The sequence below is a fragment of the Flavobacterium sp. genome (genome assembly GCF_049318325.1).
Lineage (GTDB): Bacteria > Bacteroidota > Bacteroidia > Flavobacteriales > Flavobacteriaceae > Flavobacterium.
Genome location: NZ_JBMOGQ010000047.1, coordinates 1 through 15,876 on the forward strand (window position 1 = coordinate 1; position 15,876 = coordinate 15,876).

General features: G+C 32.7%; 14 protein-coding genes. 10 read left to right on the forward strand and 4 right to left on the reverse strand.

The window, feature by feature from the left end:
- The 3 genes from ACOYLP_RS06010 to ACOYLP_RS06020 form a co-directional block, all read left to right on the forward strand.
- On the forward strand, positions 1 to 648 hold a 648-nt coding region (locus ACOYLP_RS06010), incomplete at its 5' end, for a DegT/DnrJ/EryC1/StrS family aminotransferase (protein ID WP_422855273.1).
- A complete protein-coding gene (locus tag ACOYLP_RS06015; RefSeq protein WP_422855274.1) occupies positions 648 to 1,217 on the forward strand; it encodes an acyltransferase in 570 nt (189 codons plus the stop codon). The genes ACOYLP_RS06010 and ACOYLP_RS06015, both read left to right, overlap by 1 nt.
- Before the next feature lies 1 nt (position 1,218).
- Complete coding sequence (locus tag ACOYLP_RS06020) at positions 1,219 to 2,487, forward strand: O-antigen translocase (protein WP_422855275.1); 1,269 nt, start codon at positions 1,219 to 1,221, stop codon at positions 2,485 to 2,487.
- On the opposite strand, the gene ACOYLP_RS06025 is transcribed toward ACOYLP_RS06020, so the two are convergent.
- Positions 2,477 to 3,619: a glycosyltransferase gene (locus tag ACOYLP_RS06025; RefSeq protein ID WP_422855276.1), complete on the reverse strand. Its 1,143-nt coding sequence runs from the start codon at positions 3,617 to 3,619 to the stop codon at positions 2,477 to 2,479. The two genes, ACOYLP_RS06020 and ACOYLP_RS06025, sit on opposite strands and share 11 nt — an antisense overlap.
- A 131-nt stretch (positions 3,620 to 3,750) precedes the next feature.
- Here ACOYLP_RS06025 and ACOYLP_RS06030 point away from each other — a divergent pair, with 131 nt between their 5' ends.
- Both ACOYLP_RS06030 and ACOYLP_RS06035 read left to right on the forward strand, forming a co-directional pair.
- Positions 3,751 to 4,836, forward strand: coding sequence for a glycosyltransferase (locus ACOYLP_RS06030; RefSeq protein WP_422855277.1), 1,086 nt, complete (start codon positions 3,751 to 3,753; stop codon positions 4,834 to 4,836).
- Positions 4,833 to 5,246: a sugar 3,4-ketoisomerase gene (locus ACOYLP_RS06035; RefSeq protein WP_422855278.1), complete on the forward strand. Its 414-nt coding sequence runs from the start codon at positions 4,833 to 4,835 to the stop codon at positions 5,244 to 5,246. The genes ACOYLP_RS06030 and ACOYLP_RS06035 overlap by 4 nt, the downstream gene beginning before the upstream one ends.
- On the opposite strand, the gene ACOYLP_RS06040 is transcribed toward ACOYLP_RS06035, so the two are convergent.
- Positions 5,223 to 6,134: a glycosyltransferase family 2 protein gene (locus ACOYLP_RS06040; protein ID WP_422855279.1), complete on the reverse strand. Its 912-nt coding sequence runs from the start codon at positions 6,132 to 6,134 to the stop codon at positions 5,223 to 5,225. The two genes, ACOYLP_RS06035 and ACOYLP_RS06040, sit on opposite strands and share 24 nt — an antisense overlap.
- Positions 6,134 to 7,030, reverse strand: a complete 897-nt coding sequence (locus tag ACOYLP_RS06045; RefSeq protein ID WP_422855280.1) for a glycosyltransferase family 2 protein — start codon at positions 7,028 to 7,030, stop codon at positions 6,134 to 6,136. The genes ACOYLP_RS06040 and ACOYLP_RS06045 overlap by 1 nt, the downstream gene beginning before the upstream one ends.
- 55 nt (positions 7,031 to 7,085) lie before the next feature.
- Here ACOYLP_RS06045 and ACOYLP_RS06050 point away from each other — a divergent pair, with 55 nt between their 5' ends.
- Complete coding sequence (locus tag ACOYLP_RS06050; RefSeq protein ID WP_422855281.1) at positions 7,086 to 8,342, forward strand: hypothetical protein; 1,257 nt, start codon at positions 7,086 to 7,088, stop codon at positions 8,340 to 8,342.
- On the opposite strand, the gene ACOYLP_RS06055 is transcribed toward ACOYLP_RS06050, so the two are convergent.
- The gene (locus ACOYLP_RS06055) at positions 8,311 to 8,994 is read right to left on the reverse strand and encodes a cell division ATP-binding protein FtsE (RefSeq protein WP_422855282.1); all 684 of its coding nucleotides are present in this window, start codon (positions 8,992 to 8,994) and stop codon (positions 8,311 to 8,313) included. The two genes, ACOYLP_RS06050 and ACOYLP_RS06055, sit on opposite strands and share 32 nt — an antisense overlap.
- A 268-nt stretch (positions 8,995 to 9,262) precedes the next feature.
- Here ACOYLP_RS06055 and ACOYLP_RS06060 point away from each other — a divergent pair, with 268 nt between their 5' ends.
- The 4 genes from ACOYLP_RS06060 to asnB all read left to right on the forward strand — a co-directional run.
- Positions 9,263 to 12,277: a tetratricopeptide repeat protein gene (locus tag ACOYLP_RS06060; protein WP_422855283.1), complete on the forward strand. Its 3,015-nt coding sequence runs from the start codon at positions 9,263 to 9,265 to the stop codon at positions 12,275 to 12,277.
- A 7-nt stretch (positions 12,278 to 12,284) separates the two neighbouring features.
- Complete coding sequence (locus ACOYLP_RS06065) at positions 12,285 to 14,021, forward strand: TonB-dependent receptor (protein ID WP_422855285.1); 1,737 nt, start codon at positions 12,285 to 12,287, stop codon at positions 14,019 to 14,021.
- Between the two features lie 111 nt (positions 14,022 to 14,132).
- Positions 14,133 to 14,582 carry a hypothetical protein gene (locus tag ACOYLP_RS06070; protein ID WP_422855286.1) on the forward strand — a complete coding sequence of 150 codons (450 nt, stop codon included), beginning with the start codon at positions 14,133 to 14,135 and terminating at the stop codon, positions 14,580 to 14,582.
- Positions 14,583 to 14,739: 157 nt separating this feature from the next.
- Positions 14,740 to 15,876: asparagine synthase B (gene asnB / locus ACOYLP_RS06075; RefSeq protein ID WP_422855287.1), on the forward strand; the 1,137-nt coding region annotated here is incomplete at its 3' end.

A 15,876-nucleotide genomic window follows, 5' to 3' on the forward strand; every position in this document is an offset into this window, starting at 1 on the left:
TTATTGGTAATAGAAGACGCAGCGCAATCGCATGGGGCAGTTTCTAATCATAAAAAAGCAGGAAATTTAGCTGATGCGTCGGCATTTAGTTTTTATCCAGGAAAAAATCTTGGTGCTTTGGGTGATGCTGGTGCGATAACCACCAATGACGATGCTTTAGCTAAAGTGATTTCCGCTATGCGAAATTATGGCTCGGAACAAAAATATCATAATGAATACATTGGAGTAAACTCACGTTTGGACGAATTACAAGCAGTTTTTTTAAACGTAAAATTACCCAATTTGGATAAAGAAAATAATACCCGACAAGCAATTGCTAAACGGTATTTAGCAGAAATCAAAAATGAGAAAATAATTCTGCCAACATGGGATTTGTTAGGAAATCATGTGTTTCATTTATTTGTTGTCCGAACTTCAGAAAGAGATAGACTTCAATCTTATTTAAAACAAAATAATATAGAAACTCTAATTCATTATCCAATTGCACCACACAAACAAAAAGCTTTTATAAACGAAACTTCGGGATGGAGTTCGCTTTCGTATCCAATAACCGAAAAAATTCATCAGGAAGTAGTAAGTTTGCCAATAAGTCCAGTAATGACTAATGAAGAGGTTGATAATATTATTAATATTTTAAATCAGTATTAATGGGAATTTTTAATAAAATAAAATTTTTATTTTTTGTTACTTTAAGAATTTGGAAATTCAAGCTGCTTTCTGATTGCAAGCGTATTTCCGGAAAACCTAATTTATACATACCACTTTTGTTAAACGGAAGAGGTAAAATTAAGTTTGGTACTAATTTTCAAAATGGAGTGAGTGCAGCACATCATACCTATTCATCCTATAATTACATTCTTTCAATGTATGAAGATAGTGAAGTTAATTTTGGTCATAATGTTGTTATGGCAAATGGTTCAACAGTTCAGGCAGTTTCAAAAATAAATATTGGAAATGATGTCATGATTGGTATAAATTGTATGCTGGTTGATACTGATGGACACGATCTTAATCCTGGAAAAAGAATGACTGGCGACATCAAATCTGCTCCAATTACAATTGGAAATAATGTTATTATTTACTATAATTCGGTTGTTTTTAAAGGCGTAACCATTGGAGATAATTCTGTAATTGGGGCGTGTTCAGTTGTTACTAAAGATATTCCACCTAATGTTTTTGCTGCAGGAAGTCCAGCTCGCGTAATCAGAAATCTTTAAATTGAAATTTATTAAGCAAAATACACTATTAAAGGTTTTGTCGCTGAATTCTATTTCAGTAGCGGTGAGTTTTGTTTTAGGTATTTTTTCTTCTAAAATAATTTCTATTTTTCTAGGAACATCGGGTATGGCTTTGACAGGAAGTTTCAGAAACTTTGCCTTAATGATTAAATCAGTGGCAACGCTCGGCATTAATAATTCTATTGTCAAGTTATTTGTCGAAAACAAAGAAGATAAAAAGGAACTTTCGGTTATTTATTCTACTTTTTTTTGGGTGTTTTTATTTGTTTCTGCCATATTAGCATTGCTAATTTTGGTATTTGCCGCACCAATTTCAGGCTTTTTATTTTATACAAATAACTATACAATGCCAATACGATTTTTTGGAATCTTACTGCCATTTATGGTTATCAATACGTTTTGGATAGCTATTTATAATGGCTTAGAAAAATATAAAAGCATTGTTATAATTCAAATAATATCCAATATTTTAGTTTTTGTACTGACCGCTTTTTTGATTTGGAAACAAAATATTTCTGGAGGACTTTTATCTATAGCAATTGGAGAATTTTTAATGGTGTTGGTTACCTTTTTGTTTGTTAGAAACGACAGTGATTATTTCAAATTTGATTTGCATAAAATCATGAGTAAGAATTATATTAATGTCATCAAGAAATTTTCTGTTATGGCATTGTTGAGCGCAGTAATTGTTCCAATAACTTTGTTGTTTATCCGAAATCAAATTGTTCAAAATTATTCTATTAACGATGCCGGAATTTGGGACGCGGTAAACAGATTGTCTAGTTTTTATATGATGTTTTTTAGTTCAGGTTTGTCCTTGTATTATATGCCAAAATTGGCTTCAATCCATACGGAAAAAGAGTTTAAAGCAGAATTGAAATCCTATTTTAAAATCTTTGTTCCGCTGTTTTTGTTAATGCTTATCGTAATTTATTTTGCAAAAAGCATTATTCTTAATGTGGCTTTTACCCGAGAGTTTTCGGGTATTAATGAATTATTAATTTGGCAATTGGCTGGCGATTTTATCAAGATAATCACATTGGCTTTTGGTTTCCAAATTGTTGTAAAAACGATGATAAAGAGATATTTTATAGGAGAAATAGCCTTTAACTTATCCTATTTTTTGTTAGCTGTTTATTCGATGAAAAAGTTTTCAGTTGAAGGTGTTTTACAAGCTTATTTCTATGCTAATCTTGTTTGTTTAGTATTGGTTTTATTCATGTTTAGAAAACTCTTTTTTAAGGGTTAGCTTTCTGCCATAATGCTAGATAATTTGATGCTATTCTAACGTAATCATGTTCCCTTTCTATAAAAATTCTTGCTCGTTTTCCCAGTGCTATTATTTCATTTGGATTTTCAATTAAAAAAGACAATTCTTTTACCAAATAGTCCACATCGGGCAAGCCATTTATGGCTACTTTTTCAGTTAGATTATACTGCTTTTCAAAAACATCACTTGCATTTGTAAAAACAGCTTTCCCTTTCGCCATCGACTCAAGTCCGTTGCTGCCTTGGTCGTGACCATACAATTGATCTAATACAATATTTGCTTTGTCATATAAGTTAATGTATTGTTCGTAGGCAACATTTTCTGCAGTTAAAATTTCAATCTTGTTTCCATATTTATCTTTGATAATTCCCAGAGCTTTCTCAAAAAAATCATTTCCCTTTTTGAAATAACTTTCTCTGTTGATGCCATGGAAAATGACAATTTTATCAGTTATTATTAATTCGCTTATCGTAAATTTATCAATGTTCATCGGACTTGGAATTAAACCCAAATACTTAGGATGATTTTGCAACGGAATATGATAATCCATATCGGTAGCAATTACACCTTGGACGTTTTCATAAATGTACTGATGGAGTTTTTCAAAAGATTTGGTTCTGAATTTTAACACATTCGAAAAATCTTTGTCTGCAATTTTTCCGGCTAAATAAGGCTGTACAATCGACGGATTTTCGGGATGCTTAAAGTTGTAATTTACATACCTATAATCATCGCCAGCCGAAAGAAGAAATACTTTTTTGTTGTGTTTAAATAAGTATTTCAAAATCTTTTTCTCATGTTTATAATCACAAAAAAAGCTATTCTCATTTATCAATTGAACAAAGTCATAATCTTTGAATTTGTTTCTTTTTTTCCAGAATTGTCTATAGGTTAAATAGGAAGAAATATCAAAACCGGTGAAGATTAAAAGCGCCAGTTTAATTTTTTTTTGAAATCCCGAATCCCATTTTTTCTCCAAAGGATAATCAACCGAAAAGTCTTTGAAACCATCTTTAAAACCCAAAATGGTTACATCGTTTCCAAGCTTTTGTAAACCTTCTTTTAAGGAATTGTGCAATCTACTGTATTCTCCAATGAGTAAAATCTTCATTATCTTGTTATCTTTCTTCTGAAAAAAATTATTGCCTAGGGAAGAAGTAAACTCCATTTAAATTTTTCAATATATATTTACAAAGTAAATTTATTCCGTTTTGCCAAATATAACTGCAATATAACTAACAAATGAAAAACAACAACAAAATCGCTATAGTTTCTGCTTCACTTGGTGTTGGCGGAGCTGAACGTTTTGCAGGTTTGTTGAGTTTTATGTTACACGACTTGGGTTATGAAGTTCATAACATTATAATTCTAGATCATGTTGATTATGATTACAAAGGAACTTTAGTCAATTTAGGTAAGCTGTTTGCCAATGAAAAAGGAATTTTCAGAGCGATAAAAAAAGGAAAACATATTGCAAAGTATCTTTATGAAAATGATATTCAAATGGTCGTTGACAATCGCTCCAGACCAACAATAGCTAGAGAATTATTTACCAAATGGATTTACGGTAACCGTAAAGTGTATTATTTCTTCCATAGTTCTAATCTGCAAATGTATTTGACGAATTCTGTTTTTTGGGCAAAATATATTTTTGGGAAAGCAACCAAATTAGTTTGTGTGTCAAGCGAAATACAAGAAAAACTTAAGAAAAAATACCAATTCACCAATACAAAAACCATTTATAATCCAATTGTTTTTCCTGAAAAAGTTACTGAAAAACCAGCCGCTGTTCCTGAAAATTATATTTTGTTTTTTGGCAGACTGGAAGAAAAAATTAAAAACTTCAGCTTACTGTTAAATGCATTTTCAAAATCAAAAGTTTATGAAGATGGAACCAAATTGCTCATTATTGGCGATGGTTCAGACAAGGATTTTATTTTAACAAAAATAGCAGCATTGCAACTGAAAAATCATGTTCAGGTTTTACCTTTTCAAAAAAACATTACACCTTACATCCAGTATGCAAGATGCACCATTTTAACCAGCCATTTTGAAGGATTTCCTATGGCGATTATTGAATCATTGGCAGTTGGAATTCCAGTAATTTCCGTTGATTGCGAAACCGGGCCAAATGAAATCATCCAAAATAATGTTAACGGATTATTAGTTCCAAATAATGATGATGTTCTTTTATCTGCAGCGATAAAAACATTGATTGAAAATGAAAAGCTGTATCAAACTTGTAAAAATAATGCGCTAAAAAGTGTAGAACATTTATCTTTGACAACCATTGCGCAACAATGGAAACAATTATTATCCGAAAAATGACAAACATAAACGACGTTCAGATAATTGATATTGCCAAAGTGCACGATACAAGAGGCAACCTTTCGGTTATAGAAGGAAATGCGGTTCCATTTGAAATGAAGCGCATTTATTATCTTTATGATATTCCGAGTGGCGGTACACGTGGAGGACATTCGCACAAAGATTGCCAGGAACTTTTGGTAGCTTTGAGCGGTAGTTTTGATGTGATTGTTAATGACGGAAACGAACAAAAAACAGTTACATTGAATAAACCTAACGTTGGGTTATTGATTCCAAATGGTATTTGGCGGGAACTGGAGAACTTTTCTTCGGGTTCAGTTTGTTTGGTTTTAGCTTCTGATGTTTTTGCAGAGGAAGATTATATCCGTGATTTTGAAGATTTCAAATTATCTAAAAACGGAATTTCCTAAAAAATGTTGCAAACGGATTAACGGTTTTAACATGATTGGAGGTAATTCAAGCAATATTCTCTTTTTAAAACTTAGATTTTTTAAATCGATTTCGGAATAAATTTCTTGTGCTATTTTCCAATGACCATGAAGGTTGCATTTTATCACAGCCGAAAACCGATTTAAATCCATATATTTTTTCAACGCAGAATTATTCTTTTCTTCTAAAGCATATTTATCGAAAGTATATTGCTCAAAATAATAGTTAGTATTTCGGGAAATGCTTTTGTCGTCATAAACATAGCGCGCCAGTATTTTGCGTATAAAAACAATCGGGAACTGTAGCCCAATTCTAATCCACAATTCAGTGTCTTCACCGTGTTTTATTTTGGTGTCAAAGTCGCCCACTTTCTCAAAAACACTTTTGTGAATGCAAACACTCGATGTCCACAATACACATTCTTTTTGGCTGGCATTAAAGAAATTCACTATTTTAAAATCTGATGTTGACTCAATAGAATAGCGCGCCGGAATGGATTTGCTTTTGGTTTCAATTTCTATAGCAGCAGCAAAAACTTTTTGTTCAGAAAGTTCTAAACTATAGCGTTGCATAGTTTCTAAAAAGTTGGGATACCAATAATCATCTGCATCTAAGAAGCAAATATAATCAGCGGTTGCTTTTTGTATTCCAAAGTTTCTGGCAAGAGCAACACCTTCATTTTTTTTGGAATAATATTTAATTCGGTTGTCTCTAAATGTTGAAATTTTGGCTTCGCTTTGATCGGTTGAACCATCATTTACAATGATTATTTCATAGTCAGTAAATGTCTGGCTCAAAACACTTTCTATTGTTTTGGCGACAAATTTTTCTTTGTTGTAAACGGGTATGACTATTGAAAAACAAGGCATTAACGAGAATTTAGTTGACAAAAATAACCTAATTTATACAATAGGAATAATAATAATGATGGACTTTCAGAGAGCAAATTTTTGGTCAAAAAAGCTTCTGTTTTTTTAAAGGTAATGGCAACTAAATTCCGCATGCCCATTTTTGAAATAAGTTGATAAGTTCTTAACAATGAAGAGTTGGCATTATCAAAAACGTTTTGGTCTGTAAGCATTTTTAAATTTGCTAAAGAATGCTTCGTTTTCTCTAAAAAAATAACAGAATCTTCGAGTTGTAAATGATATGCAGCATTTTCGATTTGGGCAATGGGAACAGCATTTCGCTGTAATTCCTGAATTAGAACAACATCTTCATAACCGTATTGAAATAACTTATCATCGAAAGGATATTTTTGTATAATTACTTTCTTTATCAAAAAATTAGACATTAGCGAATGTTTGTATGGATGATTAAGCCTTCTTTTCAATGGAATTTCTTCCCTTTTTTTGCCATAAACCCAACGGAGCATTTCGCTCGGATTAGGATGCTGCTTCTGATAGATTATTCCTCCGTAAACTGCCTCTATATTTTCAATTTTAATAGCCTCAATATAGTTTCTGATAAAGTTTTTATGTTGCGGAAATGTATCACAATCTAAAAAAATTAACCAAGAATATAGAGCTTTTGCAACCAATGAATTTCTATTTTGTCCACGTCCAAGAGTTGTTTCATTGCGCACGAACCTACAATATGTAATCTGATTGATTTTGTTATTTGTTTGAGTTATTTCGTTAAGAGATGAAGCATCATCCTGAACAATGATTTCAAATGTAATATTTTCCAAAATGGCTTGATTGTGCAATTCTTCTACCAAAGGCAAAGTGTTGTAGTTATAGCTAGGAATTAGAATTGAAATCATTCAGTAAACAGAATTAAATAATATATTTACAAAGAAAATATATTTTTCAGCAAGTATGAGTTTTTTTAAAAAATATAAATACCATTTTCTAATCATTTTTGTGGGTTTGTGTTGTTTGGAAGTGATGAACTTTCTATTGCAATTAGACAAACAAATGCTGATTTATCCTGATTGTTCAAACTATTTAGAGTCAGCGCAAAAAATGTATCTTAAATTTACTGGTCATTATTACCGTCCGATGTTGATGGCTTTTATTACCGGAATTCCCTATTTATTTGGAAGTGCTGATGCGGGTATTTTCGAATGGAGTTTTGTGGTAAATGTATTTTGCTGGCTTGGAACTTCCATTGTTTTATTTGAAATTTTGAAGAGTTTTGTCAAAGAAAAAGTAGCTTTTTGGTTTGCAATGCTGCCTTTCTTTATTCTGGGAAATATTATTTTGAACTATCATATACTAACTGAAAATATATTTGTTTTTTTTACAATTCTTGCTTTTTATTTATTGTTCCAATATGATAAAACCGGTAAGTTCTGGTGTTTGTCATTATCCATATCGTTAGTATTGTCAAGCATGCTCATAAAACCCGGAGCCAAGTTTTTTGGGATTATTTTGTTGCTGTTTTTTGTCAAAGAAATTTTGAAGAACTATAAGCATAAAAGCATGATTTTTCTTTACGGATGTCTCTTAATGATAACGATACAAGTTGTGAGAATGAAAGCGCAATATGGTGATTTTACAATTAGTTATATTGATGGAGTAACCTATCACAATTATGTCTGCAGCAAAGCCGAATGTTTTAAAACCGGAAAAGAATACGAGCAAATCAACAATCCAAGAGCAGAATATTTATTTGGTTTGGATTTTACAGACCAGAAGAAAGCAGCATTAGAAGATTTAAAACACCAAATCAAGACTAATTTTCTAAATTTGGTGAAAGCCTATTTTTCTGATGTTATAGAGAATTCCAAAACTGGAAATGCATGCATCGAAGATTTAAAGAATTATGAAAGCAAGATCGATTTTCCTTTTTGGAAAAAACTAATTTTCAGTATTACCAAATGGCAAAACAGAATCTTTACAGTGTTGGCCATTTTGCTGTTAGTCATATTTTTATATAAAGGCTATAAACAAAGAAAAGCTACTTTTTTTGTAGCTTTCTTTATTTTGTATATTATAATTTTATCCGGAATTTCCTGTGGGCAGGGCGATAGATTTCACCTCGTGACTTTCCCTTTTGTGATCTTACTTTTGGCTAATTTTATATCAGAAAAAAAGCGACTTAAACTGTTTTTTGAACTACTTCAAAAATAGTATTGTCTTCGCATTTCAATGTTTTGGCTGGGAATTTCATGATCACTGCATAATCGTGAGTAGCCATGATCACTGTTTTTCCGTTTTCATTAATTTTTTTCAAAACACCTAAAACTTCAGCACTTGTTTGTGGGTCTAAATTTCCGGTTGGTTCATCAGCTAAGATTAATTCAGGATCGTTCAATAAAGCACGAGCAATAGCCACTCTTTGTTGTTCTCCACCTGAAAGTTGGTGAGGCATTTTATTAGTTAAACCAACCATTCCAACGCGTTGTAATACATCGTCAATTTTATCTTGCATGGCTGTTTTGTCTGTCCAGCCAGTTGCTTTTAATACAAACAACATGTTCTCGTTTACATTTCTGTCAGGCAATAATTGAAAATCCTGAAAAACAATCCCTATTTTTCTTCTCAAAAACGGAATGTCATTTTCTTTCAGATTTAATAAATCATAACCAACAATATTTCCAGTACCGACAGATAAGGGTAAATCGCCATAAAGCGTTTTCATAAAGCTACTTTTGCCAGTTCCGGTTTTGCCAATGATATAAAGGAATTCTCCTTCTTTAACTTCAAGATTTATTTCTGATAATATCACTCTATTTTCTTGATAAATCGTTACATTTTTTAGAGATAAAACTGTTTCTGACATGGGTAATTTGTTTATTGGGTAAATGTAATAAGATAAGGTTTGTATTCAAAATTATTTTCTAAAATAACTTATTGCATATTCAGTAAATAGAAAATAGAAGGATAGATGATAGACAAATAATTTGCGTTCTATAATAGCGTATCTATTATCTCTTTGTCTGTAATCTATCATCTATAAAAAATGTTTACAACAATGTTTATAATAAATGAAGTTGTTTTTACGTTATAGGATTTAGGATACTATTTTTGAATAAATTAAAATAAAAACTATGCGCAACGTTTTAATGTTATTTTTTGTGTTTTTAATGGCTGGAATTCCTATTGCTTCTGGACAACAATCCGCCATTTACACTAACAATTTGTCTGAATTTGATAATGCGTTTAAATTGTTTAAAGACAAGCAGTATCAATCGGCTCAAATCCTTTTTGAAAAGGTAAAGCAAAACAATAATTCACAAGATGTTCAGTCTGACTGTGCCTACTATATTGGAATTTGTGCCATTTATTTAAACCAAAATAATGCGGATGAATTGATAGAAAAATTCATTAAGGATTATCCAACAAGTTCCAAAACAAATCAAGCCTACATAGAAGTAGGACAATATTATTTTGAACAGGGAAAATTTACTCAAGCGTTACAATATTTTGACAAAGTCGATGAGAATGAGCTGACTTATGAGCAAACTGAAAAATATACTTTCCAAAAAGGATATACATATTTCACTGCAGGCGATAAAAAAACAGCAGCCGATTATTTTAATAAAGTAATTAATTCTAAAGCATATGGAACGCAAGCCAATTATTATTTAGGATTTATGCAATATGAAGGAAACAATTATCAAGAGGCTAATAAGTATTTCCAAAAAGTAGAAGGCGAAGAAAAGTATACGGACAAACTATCGTATTTTAAAGCAGATATGGCTTTCAAGGAAGGAAGTTTCCAAAAAGCCGTTGATGCCGGTCTCGCAGCCATGCCAAAATCAAACGCTTCTGAAAAATCAGAATTGAACAAAATCATTGGGGAAAGTTATTTTAATTTACAACAATACGACAAAGCTTTACCTTATTTAAAAGAATACAAAGGCAAAAAAGGGAAGTGGAATAATACTGATTTTTACCAATTAGGTTATACGTATTACATGCAAAAGGATTATGAAAATGCTATATCGCAGTTCAGTAAAATTATTGACGGAAAAGATTCGGTAGCTCAAAACGCCTATTACCATTTGGGTGAATGCTACTTCAAAACTGATAAAAAACAACAAGCATTAAACGCTTTCAAAAGTGCTTCGGAAATGGATTTCGATAAAAAAATTCAAGAAGATGCAAATTTGAATTATGCTAAATTGAGTTACGAAATCGGGAATTCATTCCAAAGCGTTCCCGATGTTTTGACTTCGTTTTTGAATAAATACCCAAACTCTCCAAACAAAACAGAAATTGAAACTTTATTGATTAACTCTTATATCACTTCTAAGAATTATAAAGATGCATTGACCTTATTGGAAAAAAACAATTCACCTGAAAATAAAGTAGCTTACCAAAAAGTATTATTTTATAGAGGAATTGAATTGTATACCGATGGAAATTACCAGGAAGCATTGAGCATGTTTAAGAAATCAATCGCCAATCAGAAAAATGAGAAAATAATGGCTCGTGCAACATTTTGGAAAGGGGAGACCGAGTATGGTTTAGATAATTTTATTGATGCTTTAAAGAGTTTTAAACAATTTGAAAGTTTGGCTGAAGCTATAACCACTCCGGAAAACAAGAATATTAATTATAATATTGCTTATGCTTATTTTAAACAAAAAGAGTACGATCAAGCCGGAAATTATTTTCAAAAATATGTTGATGGCCCTAAAGATGACAAAGTGCGTTTGAATGATGCTTATCTAAGATTAGGAGATTCACGATTTGTTTCTGCTAAGTATTGGCCTGCGATGGATGCCTACAACAAAGCCATCGATATGAAAGGTATTGATGCCGATTATGCTGCCTTCCAAAAAGCGTTGAGCTACGGATTTGTGGGTAAAACCGTTAAAAAAATTGATGATTTTAATTCGTTTCTAGCAAAATTCAAAACTTCACAATATCGTGATGATGCTTTGTTCGAATTAGGGAACACATACGTTACCGAAAATAAAACCGATTTAGCAATTAATACGTATGACCAGTTATTGAGCGAATTCAAAAACGGTTCGTTTGCTTCAAAAGCGATATTGCGTCAGGGATTGATTTATTATAATGGTCAGAAAGATGATTTGGCTATCGCTAAATTCAAAGAAGTGGCCGCTAAATATCCGAGAACTCCTGAAGCTTTGGAAGCAGTTTCTACAGCAAGATTGGTTTATATGGATAACGGAAAAGTAAACGAATACGCGGCTTGGGTTAGAACATTAGATTTCGTTGAAGTGTCTGATGCCGATTTAGATAACGACACTTATGAAGCAGCTGAAAAGCAATTTTTACAAAACAATACGAAGCAGGCTATAACGAGTTTGAGCGGTTATGTTTCCCAATTTCCAAACGGAATTCACTCTTTGAAAGCCAATTTCTATTTGGCACAATCACTTTATACCGACGGAAACGAAAGCAATGCTGTTCCAAATTATGAGTTTGTCATTAGCAAACCAAGAAGCGAATTTACCGAGCAATCATTAGCTCGTTTATGTGAAATTCATTTAAAAAAAGATGATTATACGAAAGCGGTTCCGGTGCTGCAACGTTTGGAAACCGAAGCTGATTTTCCACAAAACGTAACCTTTGCGCAAGCCAACTTGATGCGTTCGTACTACGACCAAAAAGATTATGCCAATGCAGTTGTTTATGCCGATAAAGTTTTGGCAAATCCAAAAACGGATAATAAAATAAAAAGTGATGCTCAAATTATTGTGGCCCGAGCTGCGATAAAAGTGAACGATGAACAAAAAGCTAGAGTGGCTTACGCCAAATTATTAACCATTGCCAAAGGAGAATTAGCTGCTGAAGCGTTGTACTATGAGGCGCATTTTAAAAATAAAGATGGCAAGTTTGAAGAATCTAATAAAACAGTTCAAAAATTAGCCAAAGATTATTCAGGTTATAAATATTTTGGAGCCAAAGGGTTGATAGTGATGGCAAAAAACTATTACCAATTGAAAGATAATTTTAGCGCGACTTCTATTTTAGACAGTGTTATCAAAAATTTCAAGGAATTCGTCGATGTTGTTGCCGAAGCGCAAACCGAATTGAACATCATTAAAGGCGAAATTTCTAAAACGAATTCTTCTATCCAAAATTAAATATCAGATGAAAAAGACATTTCAATATACTATAGCAGCCTTTTTATTTTTGGGAAGTTTCCAAAAGACAATTGCGCAAAAGAAAGACGACAACATTGGAACCGAAGTAGTAAACGTGGTGAAACCTTATACACCAACAGTTTCTGATGCTTTTAAAGTAAAAGAAACACCAACTTTGGATGATGATGATACTAAGAAAAAAGAGAACATTCATTACACTATTTTCTCTTTTCCTGTTGCTTCTACTTTCGCACCATCAAAAGGAAAAGCAGCTAATGTTGATAAGAGTGCTGAAGATAAAATATTCAGTAACTATTTGTCTTTAGGAGCGGGAAATTTCGGTATCATCAACGCCGAACTTTTTGTTACTGAAAACATCAGCAACACCGATTATTTTGGAGGTATGTTACGTCACAGTTCATCGCAAGGCGGAATAAAAGATGTTATTTTAGATGATAAATTCTTCAATACAGCATTAGATTTAACCTACGGAAGCAGAACTAAAGCAATGTCATGGAATGCTGATTTGGGTTATAAAAATCAAGTATACAATTGGTACGGAATTTATCCCGGGCTATTGTCTGACGCAACTATTGCATCCATTGAAGAACAGCAAACCTATCACACTTTATATATAGGTGGTAGATTAGGATTAGACAATATCCTAAAAGAAAGCTCGTTTAGATTCACTCGTTTTTGGGATGCTTTTGGTTCGGCCGAAAATCGTTTTGTAGCCAAACCGTCTTTGGAATTTGATATCATTGAACATAAAATAAAAGCTGATTTTATAGTTGATTATATCAGTGGTTCATTTGATCAGAATTTAGACAAAACAGCTTCCATAAAATACGGTTTTACCAATGTTGGATTTCAGCCAAGTATTAAAATTCAAAAAGAAGATTTTACAGTGAATGCCGGAGTTGGGTTTTTCTACAGCGCTACACAGGAAGCCGGAGAAAGCAAATTCTTTATTTATCCGCAGGTTACAGGTTCGTATAAAATTGTTGGTGATTTGATGATTTTCTACGCTGGTTTGGAAGGAACACTCCAGCAGAATTCCTATCATGATTTTGTACAAGACAATTTCTTTGTTTCCCCAACACTTGCTGTTGCTCCTACTAATCAGAAGTTCGATGTCTATGCTGGATTAAAAGGAAAGTTGGCAAGCAGTATTAGTTATAACATTCGCGGATCTTACAAAAATGAAGATGGGAAAGCATTATTTAGAAGCAATATTTATAATCTATCTAACGCTAATACTGATGGATATACTTATTCTAATTCCTTTGACGTATTATATGATAAAGTAAAAACGCTAAGTTTCTTTGGTGAATTGAAAGCTGATTTTTCTAAAAATGTCTCTTTTGGTATCAACGGAACGTTTAGTAGTTTCTCTACTGATGTTGAAAAAGAAGCGTGGAATTTACCAGCAATTAGACTAGCAACAACCCTTGATGTTACTATTACACCAAAATGTTACGCTGGAACGAGCATGTACTTTGTAGGAGAAAGAAAAGATGTTTTTGAACAATCGACAGTAACTCCTCCCTTACCAGATGATGTGAACATCACGTTAAAAAGCTATTTCGATTTAAATGCGCATGTCGGATATAAATTCAGTGATCGTATGACATTCTTCTTAAAAGGAAACAATTTAGCCAATCAGGATTATCAAAGATGGTTGAATTATCCGGTGCAGGGTTTACAGATATTGGGTGGAGCAAGTTATAAATTTGATTTTTAATTTTCCTAACCGCAAAGTTCGCTAAGAATCCGCTAAGCACGCAGTGTTTTTTTTAATAGTAATTCTTGGCGAACTTTGCGTAAAACCTTGTGCACTTTGCGGTTAAATAAAATGACATTAAAGCAACAAATTCTCCAACGCTACAAAGAAATGGTCCAGGACCGAATAGATGTTTTCCAGGACATGATTTCAGGTTTGACTATAGATGCGCAAAACGATGCGAAAGGTTCGGCTGGAGACAAACACGAAACAGCACTTTCAATGATGCATTTGGAGCAGGAAAAACTCAATCATAAACTCAAGGAAATCCTTGAACAAAAAGCTATTCTAGACAAAATTGATGCTTCCCAAACACATAAAAAAGTTGCATTGGGAAGTTTGGTAAAAGCTAATGGAATGTTATTATTCATTAGTACCGCTTTACCAAAATTAAGTATTGAAAACAAAACCATTTTTGCACTTTCGGCACAATCACCATTAGGTAGTAAATTGATGAGGAATGAAACTGGTTTTTCATTTTATATGAATGAGAAAACGTATACTATTGAAAGCGTTATATAACATTTTCTAACTCCAAACAACATTTTTTAAGTTTTATACTTTCATAATATAATTGTATTTATATTTTCAGTTATAATTTATAATTAAATGACTAAGTATATTTTCCATTTATAACTAATATACCATCTTTGCCCTAACAAAATAAAATAATAAGATAATGTGCGGAATTGTATGTGCTTTCGATTTAAAACAAAAAGCAGAAGTGGTAAGGCCAAAAGTATTGGAAATGTCGAAAATCATTCGTCATCGCGGTCCAGATTGGAGTGGAATTTATAGTAACGATAAAGCAATTATGGCTCACGAACGTTTAGCTATTGTTGATCCAGCTTCAGGAAAACAACCCTTGTTTAGCGAAGACAAGAGTTTAGTTTTGGCAGCCAATGGAGAGATATACAATCACAGAGAGTTACGCAAGCAATTTGAATCCAACTATAAATTCCAAACCGAAAGTGACTGCGAAGTTATTTTGGCTTTATACAAAGAAAAAGGCGTTCACTTTCTAGATGAAATGAACGGTATTTTTGGCTTTGCCATTTATGATGTAGCCAAAGATGAATATTTCATCGCACGCGATCACATGGGAATTATTCCGTTGTATATTGGTTGGGACCAAAATGGAACTTTTTATGTGGCTTCTGAATTAAAAGCGTTAGAAGGTTATTGTTCCAAAATCCAATTATTTCCACCGGGACATTATATGTCGAGTAAAGATGGCGAATTTGTTCAATGGTATAAAAGAGAATGGACCGATTACGATGCCGTAAAAGAAAATGCAACCAGCATTGAAGAAATAAAAATCGCTTTAGAAGCAGCAGTTCACAGACAACTGATGAGTGATGTTCCATATGGCGTTTTACTTTCCGGTGGATTAGATTCTTCTATTACTTCGGCAATAGCTAAAAAATATGCGCAAAAACGAATTGAATCAGGCGATACTGTAGATGCTTGGTATCCGCAATTGCATTCGTTTGCGGTTGGTTTAGAAGGCTCTCCAGATTTGGCAGCCGCACAAAAAGTAGCAGATCATTTGGGAACAATACACCACAAAATTAAGTTCACAATCCAAGAAGGTTTGGATGCCGTTCGCGATGTGATTTACAATATAGAAACCTATGATGTAACTACGATTAGAGCTTCCACTCCAATGTATTTGATGGCACGTGTAATTAAATCAATGGGAATTAAAATGGTATTATCGGGAGAAGGTTCCGATGAATTGTTTGGAGGCTATTTATACTTTTATAAAGCACCAAATGCTAGAGAGTTTCACGATGAAACCGTCCGTAAATTAAGC

Bases quoted from the DNA above. Each gene is read 5' to 3' on its own strand.
- ACOYLP_RS06015 (WP_422855274.1), top strand. From the start codon at position 648: ATGGGAATTTTTAATAAAATAAAATTTTTATTTTTTGTTACTTTAAGA.
- ACOYLP_RS06025 (WP_422855276.1), bottom strand. From the start codon at position 3,619: ATGAAGATTTTACTCATTGGAGAATACAGTAGATTGCACAATTCCTTA.
- ACOYLP_RS06030 (WP_422855277.1), top strand. From the start codon at position 3,751: ATGAAAAACAACAACAAAATCGCTATAGTTTCTGCTTCACTTGGTGTT.
- ACOYLP_RS06035 (WP_422855278.1), top strand. From the start codon at position 4,833: ATGACAAACATAAACGACGTTCAGATAATTGATATTGCCAAAGTGCAC.
- ACOYLP_RS06040 (WP_422855279.1), bottom strand. From the start codon at position 6,134: ATGCCTTGTTTTTCAATAGTCATACCCGTTTACAACAAAGAAAAATTT.
- ACOYLP_RS06045 (WP_422855280.1), bottom strand. From the start codon at position 7,030: ATGATTTCAATTCTAATTCCTAGCTATAACTACAACACTTTGCCTTTG.
- ACOYLP_RS06050 (WP_422855281.1), top strand. From the start codon at position 7,086: ATGAGTTTTTTTAAAAAATATAAATACCATTTTCTAATCATTTTTGTG.
- ACOYLP_RS06055 (WP_422855282.1), bottom strand. From the start codon at position 8,994: ATGTCAGAAACAGTTTTATCTCTAAAAAATGTAACGATTTATCAAGAA.
- ACOYLP_RS06060 (WP_422855283.1), top strand. From the start codon at position 9,263: ATGCGCAACGTTTTAATGTTATTTTTTGTGTTTTTAATGGCTGGAATT.
- ACOYLP_RS06065 (WP_422855285.1), top strand. From the start codon at position 12,285: ATGAAAAAGACATTTCAATATACTATAGCAGCCTTTTTATTTTTGGGA.
- ACOYLP_RS06070 (WP_422855286.1), top strand. From the start codon at position 14,133: ATGACATTAAAGCAACAAATTCTCCAACGCTACAAAGAAATGGTCCAG.